Annotated in this window: 19 protein-coding genes; 9 read left to right on the plus strand and 10 right to left on the minus strand. The window is 63.4% G+C overall.

Features of this window, described 5'->3' with window-relative positions; all coding sequences use genetic code 11:
* The first annotated feature begins 87 nt into the window (after positions 1-87).
* A complete protein-coding gene (pdxH, locus tag BLW56_RS01405; RefSeq protein ID WP_256203250.1) occupies positions 88-666 on the plus strand; it encodes a pyridoxamine 5'-phosphate oxidase in 579 nt (192 codons plus the stop codon).
* Positions 663-1,481 carry a PhzF family phenazine biosynthesis protein gene (locus BLW56_RS01410; RefSeq protein ID WP_093508892.1) on the plus strand — a complete coding sequence of 273 codons (819 nt, stop codon included), beginning with the start codon at positions 663-665 and terminating at the stop codon, positions 1,479-1,481. The genes pdxH and BLW56_RS01410 overlap by 4 nt, the downstream gene beginning before the upstream one ends.
* Here BLW56_RS01410 and BLW56_RS01415 read toward each other — a convergent pair.
* A complete protein-coding gene (locus BLW56_RS01415; RefSeq protein ID WP_093508893.1) occupies positions 1,476-2,633 on the minus strand; it encodes a serine hydrolase domain-containing protein in 1,158 nt (385 codons plus the stop codon). The two genes, BLW56_RS01410 and BLW56_RS01415, sit on opposite strands and share 6 nt — an antisense overlap.
* On the opposite strand from BLW56_RS01415, the gene BLW56_RS01420 reads away from it, so the two are divergent.
* On the plus strand, positions 2,632-3,051 hold the full coding sequence (locus tag BLW56_RS01420) for a hypothetical protein (RefSeq protein WP_177175929.1): 420 nt from the start codon (positions 2,632-2,634) through the stop codon (positions 3,049-3,051). The genes BLW56_RS01415 and BLW56_RS01420 overlap by 2 nt on opposite strands.
* 40 nt (positions 3,052-3,091) lie before the next feature.
* Here the strand turns inward: BLW56_RS01420 and BLW56_RS01425 are convergent, their stop codons facing one another.
* The 6 genes from BLW56_RS01425 to BLW56_RS01450 all read right to left on the minus strand — a co-directional run bounded on the left by BLW56_RS01425 (position 3,092) and on the right by BLW56_RS01450 (position 7,084).
* Positions 3,092-3,868, minus strand: a complete 777-nt coding sequence (locus BLW56_RS01425; protein WP_218140473.1) for an AraC family transcriptional regulator — start codon at positions 3,866-3,868, stop codon at positions 3,092-3,094.
* A 231-nt stretch (positions 3,869-4,099) separates the two neighbouring features.
* Complete coding sequence (locus BLW56_RS01430) at positions 4,100-5,023, minus strand: alpha/beta fold hydrolase (RefSeq protein WP_093508895.1); 924 nt, start codon at positions 5,021-5,023, stop codon at positions 4,100-4,102.
* 81 nt (positions 5,024-5,104) lie between these two features.
* Complete coding sequence (locus tag BLW56_RS01435; RefSeq protein ID WP_093508896.1) at positions 5,105-5,554, minus strand: hypothetical protein; 450 nt, start codon at positions 5,552-5,554, stop codon at positions 5,105-5,107.
* Entirely contained in the window at positions 5,551-6,435 is an 885-nt protein-coding gene (locus tag BLW56_RS01440; protein WP_093508897.1) for a pirin family protein, read from the minus strand. Before BLW56_RS01440 ends, BLW56_RS01435 begins: the two co-directional genes overlap by 4 nt.
* Positions 6,435-6,803 carry a cupin domain-containing protein gene (locus BLW56_RS01445; protein ID WP_256203251.1) on the minus strand — a complete coding sequence of 123 codons (369 nt, stop codon included), beginning with the start codon at positions 6,801-6,803 and terminating at the stop codon, positions 6,435-6,437. The genes BLW56_RS01440 and BLW56_RS01445 overlap by 1 nt, the downstream gene beginning before the upstream one ends.
* Positions 6,804-6,805: 2 nt before the next feature.
* On the minus strand, positions 6,806-7,084 hold the full coding sequence (locus BLW56_RS01450; RefSeq protein WP_256203252.1) for a BolA family protein: 279 nt from the start codon (positions 7,082-7,084) through the stop codon (positions 6,806-6,808).
* Positions 7,085-7,166: 82 nt separating this feature from the next.
* On the opposite strand from BLW56_RS01450, the gene BLW56_RS01455 reads away from it, so the two are divergent.
* From BLW56_RS01455 to cobS, 3 genes are all read left to right on the plus strand, one after another.
* Entirely contained in the window at positions 7,167-7,760 is a 594-nt protein-coding gene (locus BLW56_RS01455) for a J domain-containing protein (protein WP_256203253.1), read from the plus strand.
* Positions 7,761-7,770: 10 nt separating this feature from the next.
* Positions 7,771-8,208: an ester cyclase gene (locus BLW56_RS01460; RefSeq protein ID WP_093508901.1), complete on the plus strand. Its 438-nt coding sequence runs from the start codon at positions 7,771-7,773 to the stop codon at positions 8,206-8,208.
* A 93-nt stretch (positions 8,209-8,301) separates the two neighbouring features.
* Positions 8,302-9,291, plus strand: a complete 990-nt coding sequence (gene cobS / locus BLW56_RS01465; RefSeq protein ID WP_093508902.1) for a cobaltochelatase subunit CobS — start codon at positions 8,302-8,304, stop codon at positions 9,289-9,291.
* 4 nt (positions 9,292-9,295) lie between these two features.
* Here the strand turns inward: cobS and BLW56_RS01470 are convergent, their stop codons facing one another.
* Complete coding sequence (locus tag BLW56_RS01470; RefSeq protein WP_256203254.1) at positions 9,296-10,363, minus strand: DUF5694 domain-containing protein; 1,068 nt, start codon at positions 10,361-10,363, stop codon at positions 9,296-9,298.
* A 154-nt stretch (positions 10,364-10,517) separates the two neighbouring features.
* Between BLW56_RS01470 and BLW56_RS01475 the strand changes: the two genes are divergently transcribed.
* Entirely contained in the window at positions 10,518-11,720 is a 1,203-nt protein-coding gene (locus BLW56_RS01475; RefSeq protein ID WP_256203255.1) for an alpha/beta hydrolase, read from the plus strand.
* 4 nt (positions 11,721-11,724) lie between these two features.
* Here the strand turns inward: BLW56_RS01475 and BLW56_RS20750 are convergent, their stop codons facing one another.
* Entirely contained in the window at positions 11,725-11,856 is a 132-nt protein-coding gene (locus tag BLW56_RS20750) for a hypothetical protein (RefSeq protein WP_256203256.1), read from the minus strand.
* Positions 11,853-13,046 (minus strand): MFS transporter, encoded by a 1,194-nt coding sequence (locus BLW56_RS01480; protein WP_218140474.1) that lies wholly within the window; start codon positions 13,044-13,046, stop codon positions 11,853-11,855. The genes BLW56_RS20750 and BLW56_RS01480 overlap by 4 nt, the downstream gene beginning before the upstream one ends.
* A gap of 125 nt (positions 13,047-13,171) precedes the next feature.
* Here BLW56_RS01480 and cobT point away from each other — a divergent pair, with 125 nt between their 5' ends.
* On the plus strand, positions 13,172-14,995 hold the full coding sequence (cobT, locus tag BLW56_RS01485; protein WP_093508904.1) for a cobaltochelatase subunit CobT: 1,824 nt from the start codon (positions 13,172-13,174) through the stop codon (positions 14,993-14,995).
* Between the two features lie 173 nt (positions 14,996-15,168).
* Positions 15,169-16,815, plus strand: coding sequence for an acetolactate synthase large subunit (locus BLW56_RS01490; protein ID WP_093508905.1), 1,647 nt, complete (start codon positions 15,169-15,171; stop codon positions 16,813-16,815).
* Positions 16,816-16,839: the final 24 nt, after the last annotated feature.

The raw sequence follows: 16,839 nt of genomic DNA on the forward strand, positions 1-16,839 counted from the left end.
GCGTCGATGTGGTAATGTCCCGGCGAAGGTCAAGTTCCCGCGATATCGCGCTCGACCCTCAATCCTCGACGCATTATGACCGCGCGCATGACAACCGATCCCTTTGCCCTGTTCGATAGCTGGTTTGCCGAAGCGCGCGCCAGCGAGCCCAACGACTCCAACGCGATGGCGCTTGCAACGACGACGCCGGATGGTCGCCCGTCGCTTCGCATGGTGCTGCTGAAGGGGCATGGGCCCGACGGCTTCGTCTTCTATACCAATCTCGACAGCCGCAAGGGCGGCGAACTGGCAGTCAACCCGAACGTCGCGCTCCTCTTTCACTGGAAGTCGCTCCGTCGCCAGATCCGTATCGAAGGCGCGGTGGCGCCCGTCGACGATGCGACCGCCGATGCCTATTTCGCGACGCGCAGCCGCGACAGCCAACTTGGCGCATGGGCGAGCAACCAGTCGCGACCGCTCGACGAACGCGCCACCTTCGAAGCGCGTTTTGCCGAAATGGAAGCGCGGTTCGACGGGCAGGACGTACCACGCCCGCCGCGCTGGTCGGGCTGGCGCGTTAATCCTTCGCGAATCGAATTCTGGCAGGATCGCGCCCACCGCCTGCACGAACGCACTTTGTTCGAACGCGCAGGCGGTGGCTGGACGAAAGGATTGCTATATCCATGAGCGCTGCACGCCGCCTTCCGATCACGCAGGTCGATGCCTTTGCCGACCGGCCGTTCACCGGCAACCCCGCAGCCGTAATGCCGCTTGAGGAATGGCTCGACGACGCGACGCTGCAGGCCATAGCCGCCGAGAATAATCTCGCCGAAACCGCTTTCCTTGTCCCCGACGAGAGCAACGAAGCCGATTACGAACTGCGCTGGTTCACCCCGACGGTCGAGGTGGCGCTGTGCGGACACGCAACGCTGGCGAGCGGGCATGTCCTGCTGTCGGCGGCGCAATGGCGCAACGACATGCACTTCCGCACCCGCAAGGCGGGGCGCCTGACCGTCGCGCGCGACGGCGATGACGGCGGTTATCGGATGAAGCTGCCCGCCTATCGGCCGGAGGCAAAGCCGATGCCCGATATCGTGCGCGCGATGGGCGGCGATGTGGTCGAGACGCTATGGCATGAGGGCGGCTATGCGCTGATCGTCTATCATAGCGCCGAGGAGGTTCGCGCGCTGGCCCCCGATCTTGCGGCGCTGAGCAAGGGAGACATCCTCTATATCGCGACCGCGCCGGGCGGCGGCGACGTGTCGGACGCCGACGTCGTCAGCCGCGCCTTCGCCCCGGGCGCTGGCATTCCGGAAGACCCCGTAACGGGGTCGGCGCACAGCGTCCTGACCCCCTATTGGACGACACGCCTCGGCCGCGACCATTTCGCAGCGTATCAGGCAAGTGCGCGCGGGGGCCATGTCGGATGCCGTCTAGACGGCGATATGGTCGAGCTGACGGGCACCTGTGTCACGACCGTGGTGGGCGACTTTTTGCTATAGGCTTTCGGTCAGATCGGCGAGGTGACGGCGCAGCGCCGGGAACTGGTCGTCGGTCGTGACGCCCAGTCGCACGATCGTCAGCCGCTGTGACGGTGAGACGATGATATACTGACCCTGATGCCCGATGCACGCGAACAGGTCGTTGGGCCCAAGGTCGGGCCAAAGCGCCGGCGTGACGCCCGCGGGGCGTTTGCGGTTCAGCCAGATATGCCCGCCATAGCCCGCGTCGTTCGCCGACGGAGTCAGCATGAATTTTATCCAGGTTTCAGGCAGCAGCCGCTGCCCATTCACGACACCGCGATTGCGCAGGAATTCGCCGAACCTTGCATAGTCGCGCGCGGTCGCATGCATGATCGACCCGCCGATCATCGTGCCCTTTGCGTCATATTCAGGCGTCAGGCTGGTCATCCCCAGCGGTTCGACCAGCCGGCCGCCGATGAAATCGCGCATCGCATCGCGTCGTGCACCGGGGTTGCGCGATGGGGTGAGCGTATCGGCGATGATATCGGACAGGATGACGCTGGTCGCCGAACTATAGTTGAAGACCTCGTCGGGCTGCGCTGCAGCGGGTTTTGCTTCGGCAAAGCCCGCCATGTCCCCCGCACCCTCGCCGAACAGCATCGCGACGGTGTCGCCCTGCCACACCGGGTCGCCATTTTCGACATGCTCGAGCCCCGAGGACATGTGGAGAAGGTTGCGCAGCGTGATGGCGCCGCGCGGATCGCCGCTGCGCTGCCAAGCCGCGACCGGCGCCGGTCCATCGAGCGACAATTGCCCGTCCGCAACGAGGAAACCGGCGAGCACTGCGGTGATGCTTTTCGCCATCGACCAGCTGATCAGCTTCGATTCGGGGCCAAAGCCCGCTGCATAACGTTCATAGATCGGCTCGCCATCGCGCAATATGAGCAGCGCGCGCGTCTGGCCGACATCCTCACCGTCGGTGAACAACGCATCGGCGCGCCCACGGATCGCGGCAGGTAGCGCCGGCAGCGGTCGCGGTGTCTCGACCGCCGCAACGCCGTCAAGCGACGCGCCGAATTTCGGTGCAGGCGAAGCCGGTGCCATATTGCCCTGCCCCACTGCCTGACTCAGCGACCATGCGCCGAGCATTGCGAGGGCGGCACTTGCCAGCAGCCGTTTTTTCGTGATCATGGATCAAGTGAATAACATCAATCCGACCGGACCGACAACGGGCGAGACGCCAGCCGCCGCGCCGCCGCCCGCGCCATCCGACCCGCCGCCGAAAAAACAGAGCCGCTGGGGCGGCTGTCTGCCATGGGCGATCGTGCTGGCGGTGCTGTTCGCGATTTTCGCGATCTGGAAATTCCCATCGTTCAAGGCACAGGCCGAACTCGGCTCGGCCTATGCCGCGCGGGTGGGCTGCTCGTGCCGCTATGTGCAGGGCCGCAGCCTCGAAAGCTGCCAAAGCGACTTCGAGCCCGGCATGGAAATGATATCCTTGAGCGAGGATCCCGCGACGCGGACGGTGACCGGCAGCGTGCCGCTCCTCGCCTCGCGCAGCGCAAGTTACGCGGGCGCCAGCGGCTGCTTGCTACGGCCCGAGAACTAGCCGTAGCGGCATTGCGCGGATCACGGCAGGCCGCGACATTTCACCCGGCCTCTTCGGCCACAAAGATGTTCGACCGATGCCGGCGTCGCCATTCGCCCGGCGACATTCCAACCTTGCGGCGGAAAATAGCGCAGAGGTGCGCATGGCTTGAAAAGCCCGTCGCAAAGGCGATCTCGGCAATCGAAAGCGGGCGGTTCATCAAAAACCAGCAGGCGTGGCGCAACCGCTGGCGCAGCACATATTGCGCGGGGGTCCGTCCCGTCGCCCGCGCAAAATGTACGATCAGGCTGTTCACCGACATACCGGCTTGGGCCGCCATATCTTCGACGGTCAGCGGCACCTCAAGTTGGGTCTGAATGAAGGCCATCAGATCGTTGATGCGCTGTGCGATCGCAGGCGTTTCGGCGCGGCCGACCATATCTTCCAGGGTCTTGGCCAGGATCGCGGTCAAAGCGTCGGCCGCCGAGGCATCGCCCGCAAGCAGCGCGCGGACGAGCGCTGCTTGCGCAAGGTCATGGTGCGCGGCCAGCGGGCGTGTTTCAGGCGCGATAGCCAACCGCGAAACCGGAATTTCGACCTCGATCATACGAACCGCACCGCCCTTTGCCGATGCGCGATAGGTCTGGCCGGCAGGGATCAACCACATTTCGCCCGGGAGCGGATCGCCGAGCGACGTCCGCTGATCATCCAGCCAGGTTTCGAGCCAGTGATAGCTCCCCGCCTCATACAGGATCAGCACATGGACGTCGCGCTCGATCGTCCAGTTCGACGGGCCATCGATCCGGTCAACGATCGAGGCGACCCTGAGTCCTCCCACTTCCATTGCATGAGTATGGCAAGAATGGGAAAATGTGAAAGCCTGCTATATTGCGCAATAATATGGTTAAATCGCCCTACCCAAAGTCCTCGGCCCTAGTCGCAGCCGAGACAAAAACGGTGCGGGCGAGACTATAGACGCGTGCCCCAGACACGCAGGACCAGACCCCCCCGACGGCGGGCGGCGCGATCGCCGCCCGCCACTTTTTCTCGATCAATATAAGCTGTTACTTCATCTTTGGGCGAGGAACTCGTCCATCGCCCGATTGACGGCATCGGGCGCGTCCCACGGTACGAAATGACCGCAGTCGGGCACATGGACGATGGTCACGTCGGGGACGAGCTCCTCCATGCCGTCGAGATTGCACGGCGGCAGCGCAACATCGTCGAGCGCCCATATCACGAGCGTCGGGATGGTGAGTTTCGGGAAGGGAACCGTCGGCGGCTCGGCATAGGGTTCGTCCATCGCGGGGACATTGGCGGGGGAGCCGCGATACCAGTTGATCATCGCGCGGCAGGTGTCGCGATCCTCCCAATCTTTCAGCAGCCGTGCGATCTCGTCGGGCGGCTGAATCCCGCCGCTCGGCACGCGCCCCTCGAACGCATGGGCCAGAATGCCGGCAATGCCATGCTCTTCGATGATCTTGTCGCTCGCCGGGTCGCGGAATGTCCGGATATATTGGCTTGCCGCGCGTTGGTCGGCATTCGTCAGCAGCAGGCGCTGAAAGATGCCCGGATGCGGCGCATTGGCGATGACCGCCCGCGTCACGCGTCCCGCCCACGCGGGATGCAGCCCGCCCGGCTGGCCGCCGAGCGCAACGCCCCATGCGATCGCCCCGCCCCAATCATGGCCGACGATCGTAAATTCACCGACACCTAGCGCATCGGCGAGCGCGAAGATGTCCGCGATCAGCTTGTCGGGTGTGTAGGATTCGACGTCCTGCGGCTTCGACGACCCGCGATAGCCGCGCTGATCGGGCGCGATGCAGCGAAAGTGTTCGGAAAAATGCGGAAGTTGATAGCGCCAGGTGCGGTGCGATTCGGGAAAGCCATGAAGAAAGATCAGCACCGGGGCGTCGCGCGGGCCCATGTCGACGACATCGAGTTCGACGCCAGTCGAAAGTTTCACTCGCTGCTGCTCGAAATCGCCGATCATCCATTCCGCTCCTTTGGTTTCTTTTCAAAACCAATCTGGCGGCGATCGTTGCGGCTGGCAAGCGGCAACAAATGGCAGGTCCTATTCGGCCGGCGTCATGTTCGTTTCGTCCTGCGGCAATGTCTTGAAGATCGGCCATTCGCGCATGTCGCCGCCGCTGCGGCAGCGTCGCGACGACAACTCCCTCTCGCCGCGAAGAACGGTCAGCCCGCCATAGAAGCTCTCGCCCGTACTGCTTTCCTCTGTCGTTCCCAAGCTCGGCGCCGCCCAATGCGCGTAGACGACATAATTATATTCGCCGCTGACGAAGCGCAGCGTCTGGTCCTCGGCGCGGGCATAGAGCGTGCGGTGATAGAAGACACGGTTGCTTGGCCCATCGGCGACGATCCGCAGTTCGGTCTTGGCGTTTGTGCCATAGCGATAGACGATCGCGTCGCCTTGTTGCGTGATGGTCAGTTGCTTCGCGCCGAAACTGCAGTGGAAGATCGGTTCGGGATTCGCAGCGAGTGCCAGCGCGAAGAAAAGACTCACGGATAGCTCACCGTCTTAGGCACTTCAGGGATCGGGATAAATTCTTCGCTGTCGCCGGGGACGAGCGGGAATCTGCGTTCCTTCCACTCCTGCTTCGCCTCGTTGATCCGGTCGCGCGACGAACTCACGAAATTCCACCAGACATGGCGCGGCGTTTTGAATGCCTCGCCGCCGAGCAACATCACGCGCGCGTCGGTCTCGGCGCGCAGGGTCATCGCCTGCCCCGGTTGGAGAATATAGAGGCTCGATCTCTCAAGCCGCTCGCCGTCGAGGCTCGCATCGCCCAATGCCACAAGGATCGCGCGTTCGTCGGCCTCGGCGTCGATCGGCAGGCTCGCACCCGCGTTCATCAATATGTCGGCATAGATGGTCGCGGCGTGCTGCGTCGTCGGCGCGGTCACGCCCCACAGGCTGCCCATGATCACGCGCGCCGACACGCTGCCATCCTCGACGAGCGGCAATTTATCGGCGGGCACATGTTCGAAAGCCGGATCGATCTCTTCCTTGCCATCCGGCAGCGCGAGCCAGGTCTGCATGCCCGAAATCGGCGATCCGGTGGCGCGCTCGACCTGCGGCGTGCGCTCCGAATGGACGATGCCGCGCCCCGCGGTCATCAGGTTGCAGGCGCCCGGACGGATTGTCGCATAATTGCTCAGGCTGTCGCGGTGGTCGATCGCCCCCTCGAACAAATAGGTCAAGGTCGACAGGTTGATATGCGGGTGTGGACGCACGTCCATCCCCTGTCCGATGTCGAAATGCGCCGGCCCGAACTGGTCGACGAAAATAAAGGGGCCGACCATCGTCCGCGCCTTGTTCGGCAGCGTGCGCCGCACATCGAACGCGCCGATATCGTGGGTCGAAGGGGTGATGACGGTGAACATCAGTCGAGCCTTTCCAGCGTCTTTCGGGTTTTCTCTGTTTCGACATTGCCCGTGTTCAACGTCGAATTCGGTTCGAGAAGCAGCACATGGCATTCGCCGTCCAGCGCCTCGGGGCAATGTTCGACGCCGTGGGGGACGATGATGAACTCGCCGGGCTCGACGATCACGTCGCGGTCTCTAAACGCCATCCTCATCCGGCCGGCGACGACGAGGAAAAGTTCGTCCTCTTGCGTGTGATGGTGCCAGTCGAACTTGCCGTCGAGTTTGACCAGCTTGACCTGAAAATCATTGATGTCGCCTGCGACGCGCGGATTCCACGCATCGGGAATTTTAGCGAAGGCCTCCATAAGGTTGACCTTATCCGGCATCGTCATTCTCCCGGCGCGACCGCCTTGATCGCAAGTGCGTGGACGCGCTGTCCCGGCAGGTCGCCGAGCGCCTTGTTGACCGCACGCTGACGCGCGACGCGGTTCTGACCGGCGAAGCCCGCCCATTCGATGTTCAGGCTGAAATGCGACTCGCCGCTGCCGTCATCGCCCATATGGCCGTGGTGGCTGGCACTATCGTTGCTGAGGATGAAATTGGCGTCGGGAAATGCTGCGCTTAGCAGGCTTTCCATCTCTTGCTGCACGGGGCCTTTGTTGCTCATGGGGTTGACCATAAGCGCTCCATCGCCAAATTATAAGGCCTCCCGAAGATCAGATCTCCACCGTCGATTCCGAAAGCATATCGTGCCGTCTTCTGCTCGCCCCGCCCGTTTTCATGGCCGCGTTCCGCGCGAAGAGCGCTGCGCCGCGCCCGGATGCCGCGAGGCGGGAGAGTTTCGCGCGCCCGTTTCGTCGCAGCGATCCCCCGACGGCCCGCCGCCCTACCGCTGGCTGTGCCTCGACCATGTGCGCGAATTCAACGCAGGCTATAACTTCTTCGAAGGGATGAGCGCCGACCAGATCATGGCAGCGCAATCGCCCACGGCTGGCTGGGAGACCGAAAGCCGCGCGTTCCGTCCCGCCGGCAGCGCCGACCTGCCGCCGCGCTGGGCGGATTTCAAGGACCCGATGGACGCACTTGGTGCGCGCTTTCGTCAGCGGATGGACGAAGCGAGGCGCGAGGCGGCAAACCCCGGCCTGTCGCGCGAGGCGCATGATGCGATGCAGTTACTCGGCTTGCCCGCCGATGCCGACCGCGCGGCACTGCGGCGGCGCTACAGCGAACTCGTGCGCAAATATCATCCCGACCGCAATGGCGGCGATCGCAGTTTCGAAGCGAGGCTGGGCGCGATAGTCGAGGCTTATCAATTGCTCAGAAAGACCAAGGCGTTCGCATAGGAGAGGTACAATGACCGACCTGAACGAAGCACGGATCGAGGTGGTGCGCCGCCATATGGCGCTCGAGATCATGCACGACTGGGACGGCGTCCTCGCTACCTTCGACCATCCGCGATACGAATTGATGGGCCCCGGCACGGTTTTCGACGGCGAAGCGGCGGTGCGATCCTATTTCGCGGCGTCGCGCGAGCCCTTTCCCGATCAGGCGAACGAGGTGATCGCGATCGCCGCCGACGAGGGCACGAACACGGTGCTCGTCGAATTCTGGCTGACGGGCACGCATCTCGGCCCGCTGAAGCTCGGCCTCCGGACGATCGAACCGACCGGCAAGGCGTTTCGCATTCGCATGGCGGCAAGTTTCGAATTTGCGCCCGGCGGCGACAAGATTGTCTGCGAGCGTCCCTATTATGACCAGTCGGCGGCGATGAAGGCGCTCGGTCTGCTCTGAAAAGGCGTTGCAAGCCGCAACCCATGACGATACCGCGACAGCCGAAGCGCCGCCCGGCGGCGACTCTCCCCGTTTGCTTGCTGGACTTTTGCCATGACCGATATCCCGAACAGCCTTCCCGACCACCACGGTTCGACGCTCCTCGGCGCGCCCGATACCGAGGTCGATGCGCGCGAGTTGTTCGGCGTCGATATCGACATGAAGGTGCCGGCATTCAGCGAGGCTGACGAGCGTGTTCCCGACCTCGATCCGGCCTACGTCTTCGACGGCGACACGACGCTCGCGATCCTCGCCGGCTTCAAATATAACCGCCGCGTCATGGTGCAGGGCTATCACGGCACCGGCAAGTCGACGCATATCGAACAGGTTGCGGCGCGACTCAAATGGCCATGCATCCGCGTCAACCTCGACGCGCATATCAGCCGTATCGACCTTGTCGGCCGCGACGCGATCGTGCTGCGCGACGGCCAGCAGGTCACCGAATTCCGCGAAGGCCTGCTCCCCTGGGCGCTGCAGACGCCGACCGCGCTCGTCTTCGACGAATATGACGCGGGCCGCCCCGACGTGATGTTCGTGATCCAGCGCGTGCTGGAGACCGAGGGCAAGCTGACCCTGCTCGACCAGAACCGCGTGATCCGGCCGAACCCGCATTTCCGCCTCTTCTCGACCGCGAACACCGTCGGCCTCGGCGACACGAGCGGGCTCTATCACGGCACGCAGCAGATCAACCAGGGCCAGATGGACCGCTGGAACATCGTCGTCACGCTCAACTATCTGCCCGCCGCGACCGAAAGCGCGATCATCCTCGCCAAGGTGCCGAACACTGACGAGACGACGATCGCCAACATGGTCAAGGTCGCCGATCTCACGCGCCAAGGCTTCATCAACGGCGACATTTCGACCGTGATGTCGCCGCGTACCGTGATCAGCTGGGCGCAGAACACGGCGATCTTCAACAACATCGGCTTCGCGTTCCGCCTCTCGTTCCTCAACAAGTGCGACGAGGCCGAACGGATGATCGTTGCCGAATATTACCAGCGCGTGTTCGGCGAAGACCTGCCCGAAAGCGTCGTCGCCCGCTAAGCAGTCATTTCAATATGGTCGCGGCGTCCACCACCCGGACGTCGTGCATCATATTGAGATATGCTTCGAAATAACCCTTGTGCGACGCGCCGACGATCGCGAGCGTGCGTGCGCCGGGGCGGACCGCCATCGCGGCGCGGATATTTGCCACCATGCGCAGATTCCGCGTTTCCCACCAGCCGGTGTAGCGGCGCCCATATTGCTGTGCGCTAGTGTCGGAAAGTGCCGCGCCGAAATCGCTGTCGAACGCCATGCGCATCGTCTCCGGACTGTTATAATTGCGGTAGAGCGCGAGCACGCCATTGGCGTCGAGTTTCGCCTCGAGCGCCTTGTCGGCGGCGATCCGCTCCTTCACCGCCGGATTGTCCCAGATCCGCTGGAGCGCCGCGCCATAGCCCGGATCCTTGTCGAGCGATGCGGTGACGCCGTCGGCGCTATGGTCGTCGGTCGCATAGACGCGCTCGAGCCCCAGCCGCGCGGCGAGCGCCGATCCGATCAGGAAATTCTCGTTGCGACCGGTCATCGCCTTGTCGAGTACCCCGACGAGCGTCACATCCAGACCGTCGCCCGCGCGCCGTTCGTTCGCAGGAAGCCGCAACCACTGAACCAGCGCGGACGGGCGTTCCCCACCCGCAAGGAACAGGGCGGCGAGGCGGCGGCGGTCCGAAGGCGCGGGGTTTGCCGGCCAGCCAGCCAGCATCTTGTCAGCCTCAATCGTCGCAGCAACCATGTCGAGCCCGACGATCTGCTGCGCGGCCGCAGGATCCCAACAATAGTCGGCCGCGCCCGGATAGAGCGGCTTATAGCGGACCAACAGTTCGCAATCGGCGCCCGACAGCCCCTCGATCGTGATGATTTCGGGTTTCCATTCTGCGAGGCGGACAAGCAGCGGTTCGAGACTCTCCGGCTTGAAGCTGTCGGGCAATCCCGACAGGTGCGGCGTACCGAGCACAAGCAATTCGCCAGGCCTCCCGGCAACATTGTCCTTCAGCGTCCGCGGGTCGAATTCTGGGGCGTAAGCGGGCTGTGCCGCCGCGCTCATCGTCAGCAACAACGCGGTAAAGGCCGTCACGAAATCCTCCCCTGTGAACGGACCGGACGAACGGCCATGGACTCACGATAAACCAAGTGTATTACTCTATCAACACTCTATGCCGGAGCGCTTTCGTGCTTCCAAAGCCAACCATCCTCTGCCAGCGTCGGCGAATGTATCAGGCTTTTCAAAGATGAAGACCGCCATGCGAAACCGCCTGCTCGCCTTGCTCGCAATTGCCCCGCTATCCGGGTGCAGCATTGCGGCGGTCGATTATGGCAAGGTTCGCCACGCCGATTATGTCGCCGACCCGCGCTGTACCGCGCAGCCCGGCGCTGCTGTCGATGGCGAGGCGCTGCCCTTTTTCTTTGCAACGAGCCGCCTGCCCGACTGTCGCACGCCCGAGATCATCCTGCTCCGCCACCGCGGCGACCAGATGCGTTACGGTCGCTTCAACGCGCCGCGCGACGTCGTCGTCGATAGGAAGAAGCGGCTGCTCGCCCCAGTCGCTTTCCAGACCTCGGCCGACTGGTGGCGCGCGCTACAGGCCGAGACCGACCGCAAGCAGGGGCGCGTGCTACTCTATGTCCACGGTTATCGGGAAAATTTCTCGACTACATCGAAAGACGCCGCGCAGATCGCGCGGATGACCGGCTTCGACGGGCCGATCATCGAATATAGCTGGCCGTCGCAGGGCAAGATATTGAGCTATGTCGTCGACGAGACGAACATGTATCACGACGTCCGCAACTTCCGCGATTTCCTGAAGACGCTCGCAGAACAAACGTGGGTGAAGGAGATCGTCGTCGTCTCGCACTCGCTGGGCGCGCGGTTGGTGATCCCGGCGATTTCCTATGTCGACCGCACATCGAGCAACGCCGACAGCAGCAACATCTCGAACATCATTCTCGCCTCGCCCGACATCGACCGCGAGACGTTCGAGCGCGATATCGAGGAAGAGGTACTGTCGGCGCGGCGCGTCGCGAATAATCGGCGGATCACCGTCTACACCTCGCGCGCCGACAAGGCGCTCGCCGCGTCGCGCGCGATCCACGGCTATCCGCGGCTGGGCTCTCCCTATTGTTTCGATCCGTTCGAGGCGGCTGATCTGAAGGCCAAGGGGCTGCCCGAGCGTTGTTATCCCGCGTCGCGCCCGGGCCTAATCGTCATCGACACGACTGACGTGTCGCGCGGATCAACCGGCCACAGCAACTTCCTGCGCAGCGCGGTCGTGTGCTGGGATTTTATCGATGTCGTGGCGAACAAGCGTACCCGGCCCGAGCGCGTCCCGACGCAATGGGCGCATGTATTCCGGCTGCTCCCCGACCCGGCGGTGCCGAAAGACGGCGACGACGCAATATGTCAGCGCACGCCCGAGGTCGAAGAGCCGATGTGAGGCTCTAAAAGCCGCACATGATCGCGACATTGGCGAGCCAGACGACCGGCCCCTCGCCGGTCCACAGCCACAAACCACCCGCCGCGACCAGGACAAATAGCGCAAGCGCGATCCAGTCCTGCCGCGCGAGCCTCACGCCGGTTGCAGCCGTTTGACCGGCGCATCGGCGATCGGGAGGTGGACGAGCCCCGCGAACAGCCCGAGGGCGATCGAGAAGCCCCAAGCGATATTGTAGCTGCCCGTCGCATCGAAGATCAGACCCGCGGTATAGGCGCCGAAGAAGCTGCCAACCTGATGGCTGAGGAACACGATGCCATAGAGCATCGACAGATGGCGGACGCCGAAAACGCGCCCGACGATCCCGCTGGTGAGCGGCACGGTGCCCAGCCACAAAAACCCCATCGCACCCGCGAAAACGAGCGCGCTCGCATGGCTGAGAGGCAGAAAAAGGAAGAGCGCGATCACCGCCGAGCGCGCTGTGTATAGCGCCGACAGCACATATTTCTGGCGCATAAAATCGCCAGCGCGGCCGAACACATAGGAACCGAGGATATTGAACAGCCCGACCAGTGCCAGCACCTGCGCACCGATTTCGATCCCGAGCCCTTTGTCATCAAGATAGGCCGGAAGATGCGTCGCGATGAAAGCGATGTGGAAACCGCAGACGAAGAATCCGGCGTTGAGCAACCAATAGCCGCGGTGGACGGCAGCCTCGCGCAACGCCTCACGCGCAGTCTGCTCCTCAACTGCGAGCGTCCCGGATGCGTCCGTCCGGCCGGAGACCCCGATCGCGAGCAGGCCGCACAGCGCGACAAGGCCCGCCATGATCCACAAGGTCTCGTGATAGCCGATGTTACCCAGGAGCATCGAAGCGAATGGCACGACAAGAAACTGGCCGAGCGAGCCGCCCGCGGTGACGATGCCGAACGCGCTGCTGCGCTTTTCGGGGCTGACCACGCGCCCGACCGCACCGAGCACGACGACAAAGGTCGTCGCCGACTGCGCCATACCGATCAGCAGGCCGAAGCTGATATGCAGCCCGATCGCATCGGTCGCGAACGCTGCGCCGATCAGCCCGAGCGCATAAAGCAGCGCACCGCCGAGCACGACGCGGCCCGCGCCATGCTTGTCGGCAAGCGCCCCGACAAAGGGCTGGACGAGGCCGAACAGCAGGTTCTGCAGGGCCATGGCAAGGCCGAAGTCCGAACGACTGATCCCGATATCGACGCTCATCTGCGGCAGGAACAGGCCGAACGACTGGCGGACACCCATTGCGAGCGTGACGATGAAGGCAGCGCACAGGATAACAATCCAGGGCTTTTTCATGGGCGAGATTTGGGGGGAGGACATAAGCCGCCGATGCGCCCGCCCTCCCCGTCCGTCAAGCGAGCATAGCTATCCGTCTGCGCCATCTTTCTTCTCGACCGAAAGCTGGTTAGAGCCGACTCGAAATGTCCAGCCAATCACCCCTCGACGATTTCAAGGCCGCGCTGTCGAGCGTTGCGCGCGCGGTAACCCGCGATGCCGAGGTAGAAGTAGGCTTTACCGCCGACGCCCCCGCGCAGATCGGCAAGGCGATCAAGGTGCCGACGCCTTCGCGTACGCTGCCCGCCGATCAGGTCGCCGAGGCGCGCGGCTTTGCGGATAGCTATGCCTTGCGCATGAAGCATCATAGCGAGAAATTGCACGCCGCGTCGCGTCCGAACGAACCGCTTGCCGCGGCCGCATTCGACGCGATGGAGCGCGCGCGGATCGAAGCGCTTGGCGCACGCCACATGGACGGGATGCGCAGTAACCTCGCCTCCAGCCTTGCGATGCGGATGCGCAGCGACCCGATCAGCCGCGCCCAGAACCGCGAGGATGTGCCGATTTCGAGCGCGCTCGAACTGATGCTGCGCGAGGCGCTGACCGGCGAGCAGGCGCCGCAAGGGACCGAAACCGGGCTATCGCTGGTCCGCGAATGGATCACCAACGAAGCGGGCGGCGACCTGACCGCACTGTCGATGCTGCTCGACGATCAGGCCGCCTTTGCCGAAACCGCGAAGCTCGCGCTCCGCCACCTCGACCTCATCCAGAGCGACGAACCGCTTGAGGAGGGCGCCGAAGACGGCGGCGAGCAGGATGAGACCGAGGCCGAAGAAAGTCAGGAAGAGCAGGAAAGCGAAGACGGCGGTTCCGGCGAATCGCAGGTCGATGCCCGTGCCGAAATGGCGGGCGACCAGGCCGACGACGGCGACAGCGACCCCGATGCGCAGGAAATGGAAGCCGACGGCGAGCCCGAGATGGGCGGCGAAGGCGACGAGGGCATGCTTCCCGTTCGCCCCAACCGCCTGCCGAGCGACATTCCCGATTTCAACTATCTGCGCTTCACCGAAAAGCATGACGAGATCATCCTCGCGACCGAGCTGTGCGACGCCGACGAACTGACACGGCTACGCGCCTATCTCGACCAGCAAATGACGCATCTTCAGGGCGCGGTGACCAAGCTTGCGAACCGGCTCCAGCGCCGGTTGATGGCGCAGCAGAACCGCGCGTGGGATTTCGATCAGGAGGAAGGCCAACTCGACGCCGCGCGCCTCGCACGCGTCATCGTCTCGCCGGGCCAATCGCTGTCGTACAAGATCGAACGCGATACCGACTTCCGCGATACCGTCGTCACCTTGCTGATCGACAATTCGGGTTCGATGCGCGGGCGACCGATCAGCATCGCCGCGATCAGCGCCGACATCCTCGCGCGCACGCTCGAACGCTGCGGCGTGAAGACCGAAATCCTCGGCTTTACGACGCGGACGTGGAAGGGTGGGCAAAGCCGAGAAGACTGGCTCGCCGCCGGACGTCCGGCGCACCCCGGCCGCCTCAACGACCTGCGCCACATCATCTACAAGCCGGCCGACGAACCCTATCGCCGCGCGCGCAAGTCGCTCGGCCTGATGATGCGTGAGGGGCTATTGAAGGAGAATATCGACGGCGAGGCGCTGATGTGGGCGCATCAACGGATCATCGGGCGCCCCGAAGAGCGCAAGATATTGATGGTGATTTCAGACGGCGCGCCGGTCGACGACAGCACCTTGTCGGTGAACCACGGCGCCTATCTGGACCAGCATCTGCGGCAAGTGATCGAATGGATCGAGAACCGCTCGCCCGTCGAACTCTGCGCGATCGGTATCGGGCACGACGTCACGCGCTATTACAGCCGCGCGGTGACGATCATGGATGCCGAACAGCTCGGCGGAACGATGGTCGAACAACTCGCGGGATTGTTCGATATCGATTGAGGCTGATGAGGTCGGGGTGACAACCCCTTTCCCCCTCGTTACAAACCCTTCCCGATGCAGCAGGGACTCGCGGCCTATGACGGGCACCGCTGCAACGACATATGTGCTGAGGGGTCGCCGGCATGACTTGGGGCCGCACCGTTGGGGTGCGTGGCTGAGGGGGCGACTGACATATGAAAAAAGCATCCGACCTGTTCATCGAGTGCCTGGAGGAAGAAGGCGTCGAATATATTTTCGGCGTTCCGGGTGAAGAAAATCTCGATTTTCTCGACAGCCTGTCGCGCTCGACCAAGATCAAGCTGATCCTGACGCGCCACGAGCAGGGCGCGGGCTTCATGGCCGCCACTTACGGGCGCCACACCGGCAAGACCGGTGTCTGCCTGGCCACATTGGGGCCCGGCGCGACCAACTTCGTCACCGCCGCGGCCTATGCGCAGCTTGGCGGCATGCCGATGATGATGATCACCGGGCAAAAGCCGATCAAGAAATCGAAGCAGGGACGCTTCCAGATCCTCGACGTCGTCGCGATGATGGGGCCGATCACCAAATATACGCACCAGATGGCGTCGTCGGACAATATCCCGAGCCGCGTGCGCGAGGCCTTTCGGCTTGCCGAAGAAGAAAAGCCTGGCGCGGTGCATATCGAACTGCCCGAGGACATCGCCGACGAGCATACCGACAGCCTGCCGCTGAAGCGCAGCCATAGCCGCCGACCGACCGCCGACGTCAAGTCGATCCGCGAAGCGGTAAAGGCCCTTGAGGAAGCGACCTCACCCGTCCTCGTCATCGGCGCCGGCGCGAACCGCACGATGACCAGCCGCATGCTGCTGCAGTTCATCGAAAAGACCGGCATTCCCTTCCTGACGACACAGCTCGGCAAGGGTGTGATCGATGAGCGGCACCCGAAATTCCTGGGTTGCGCTGCGCTGTCGGCGGGAGACTTCGTCCACCGCGCGGTCGAGGCGTCGGACTGCATCGTCAACCTCGGCCATGACGTGATCGAAAAGCCGCCCTTCTTCATGCAGCGCGGCGGGCCCACCGTGATCCATGTGTCGACCAAGACCGCCGAGGTCGATCCGGTCTATTTCCCCGACATCGAAGTGATCGGCGATATCGCCAACGCCGTGTGGCAGATGAAGGAAGACATCGTCCCCAACGGCAGCTGGAAATTCGATCACCTGCTCGCCTATCGCAAGGCCGAAGTCGAGCATACCGCACCGCTGGCGAAGGACGAGCGTTTCCCGATCTTCCCACCGCATCTGGTCCAGTCGATCCGCGACGCGATGCCGGACGACGGGATTATCTGCCTCGACAATGGCGTCTATAAGATCTGGTTCGCGCGCGGCTACACCGCCTATCGCCCGAACACGGTGCTGCTCGACAATGCGCTCGCGACGATGGGCGCCGGCCTGCCATCGGCGATGATGTCGGCGATGGTCTATCCGGGCCGCAAGGTCATGGCGATCTGCGGCGACGGCGGTTTCATGATGAACAGCCAGGAGATGGAGACCGCGGTCCGCCTCGGCCTCAACATCACCGTGCTGATCCTCAACGACAACAGCTATGGCATGATCCGCTGGAAGCAGGCGAATATGGGCTTCAAGGATTGGGGGCTGACCTATGGCAACCCCGATTTCGTCAAATATGCCGAAAGTTATGGCGCACACGGGCACCGCGTCGAAAGCGCGGCGCACCTCAAGGAACTGCTCGCGCACACCCGCGATACGCCCGGCGTGCATCTGATCGACTGCCCGGTCGATTATTCGGAGAATGACCAGATCCTCAATATCGACATCAAGAAGCTGTCGAAGGAACTGTAATCTTTGGTATCCCTACCCCGGCGC

Origin of the sequence: Sphingopyxis sp. YR583, from assembly GCF_900108295.1 — a bacterium.
Taxonomy (GTDB): Bacteria; Pseudomonadota; Alphaproteobacteria; order Sphingomonadales; family Sphingomonadaceae; genus Sphingopyxis.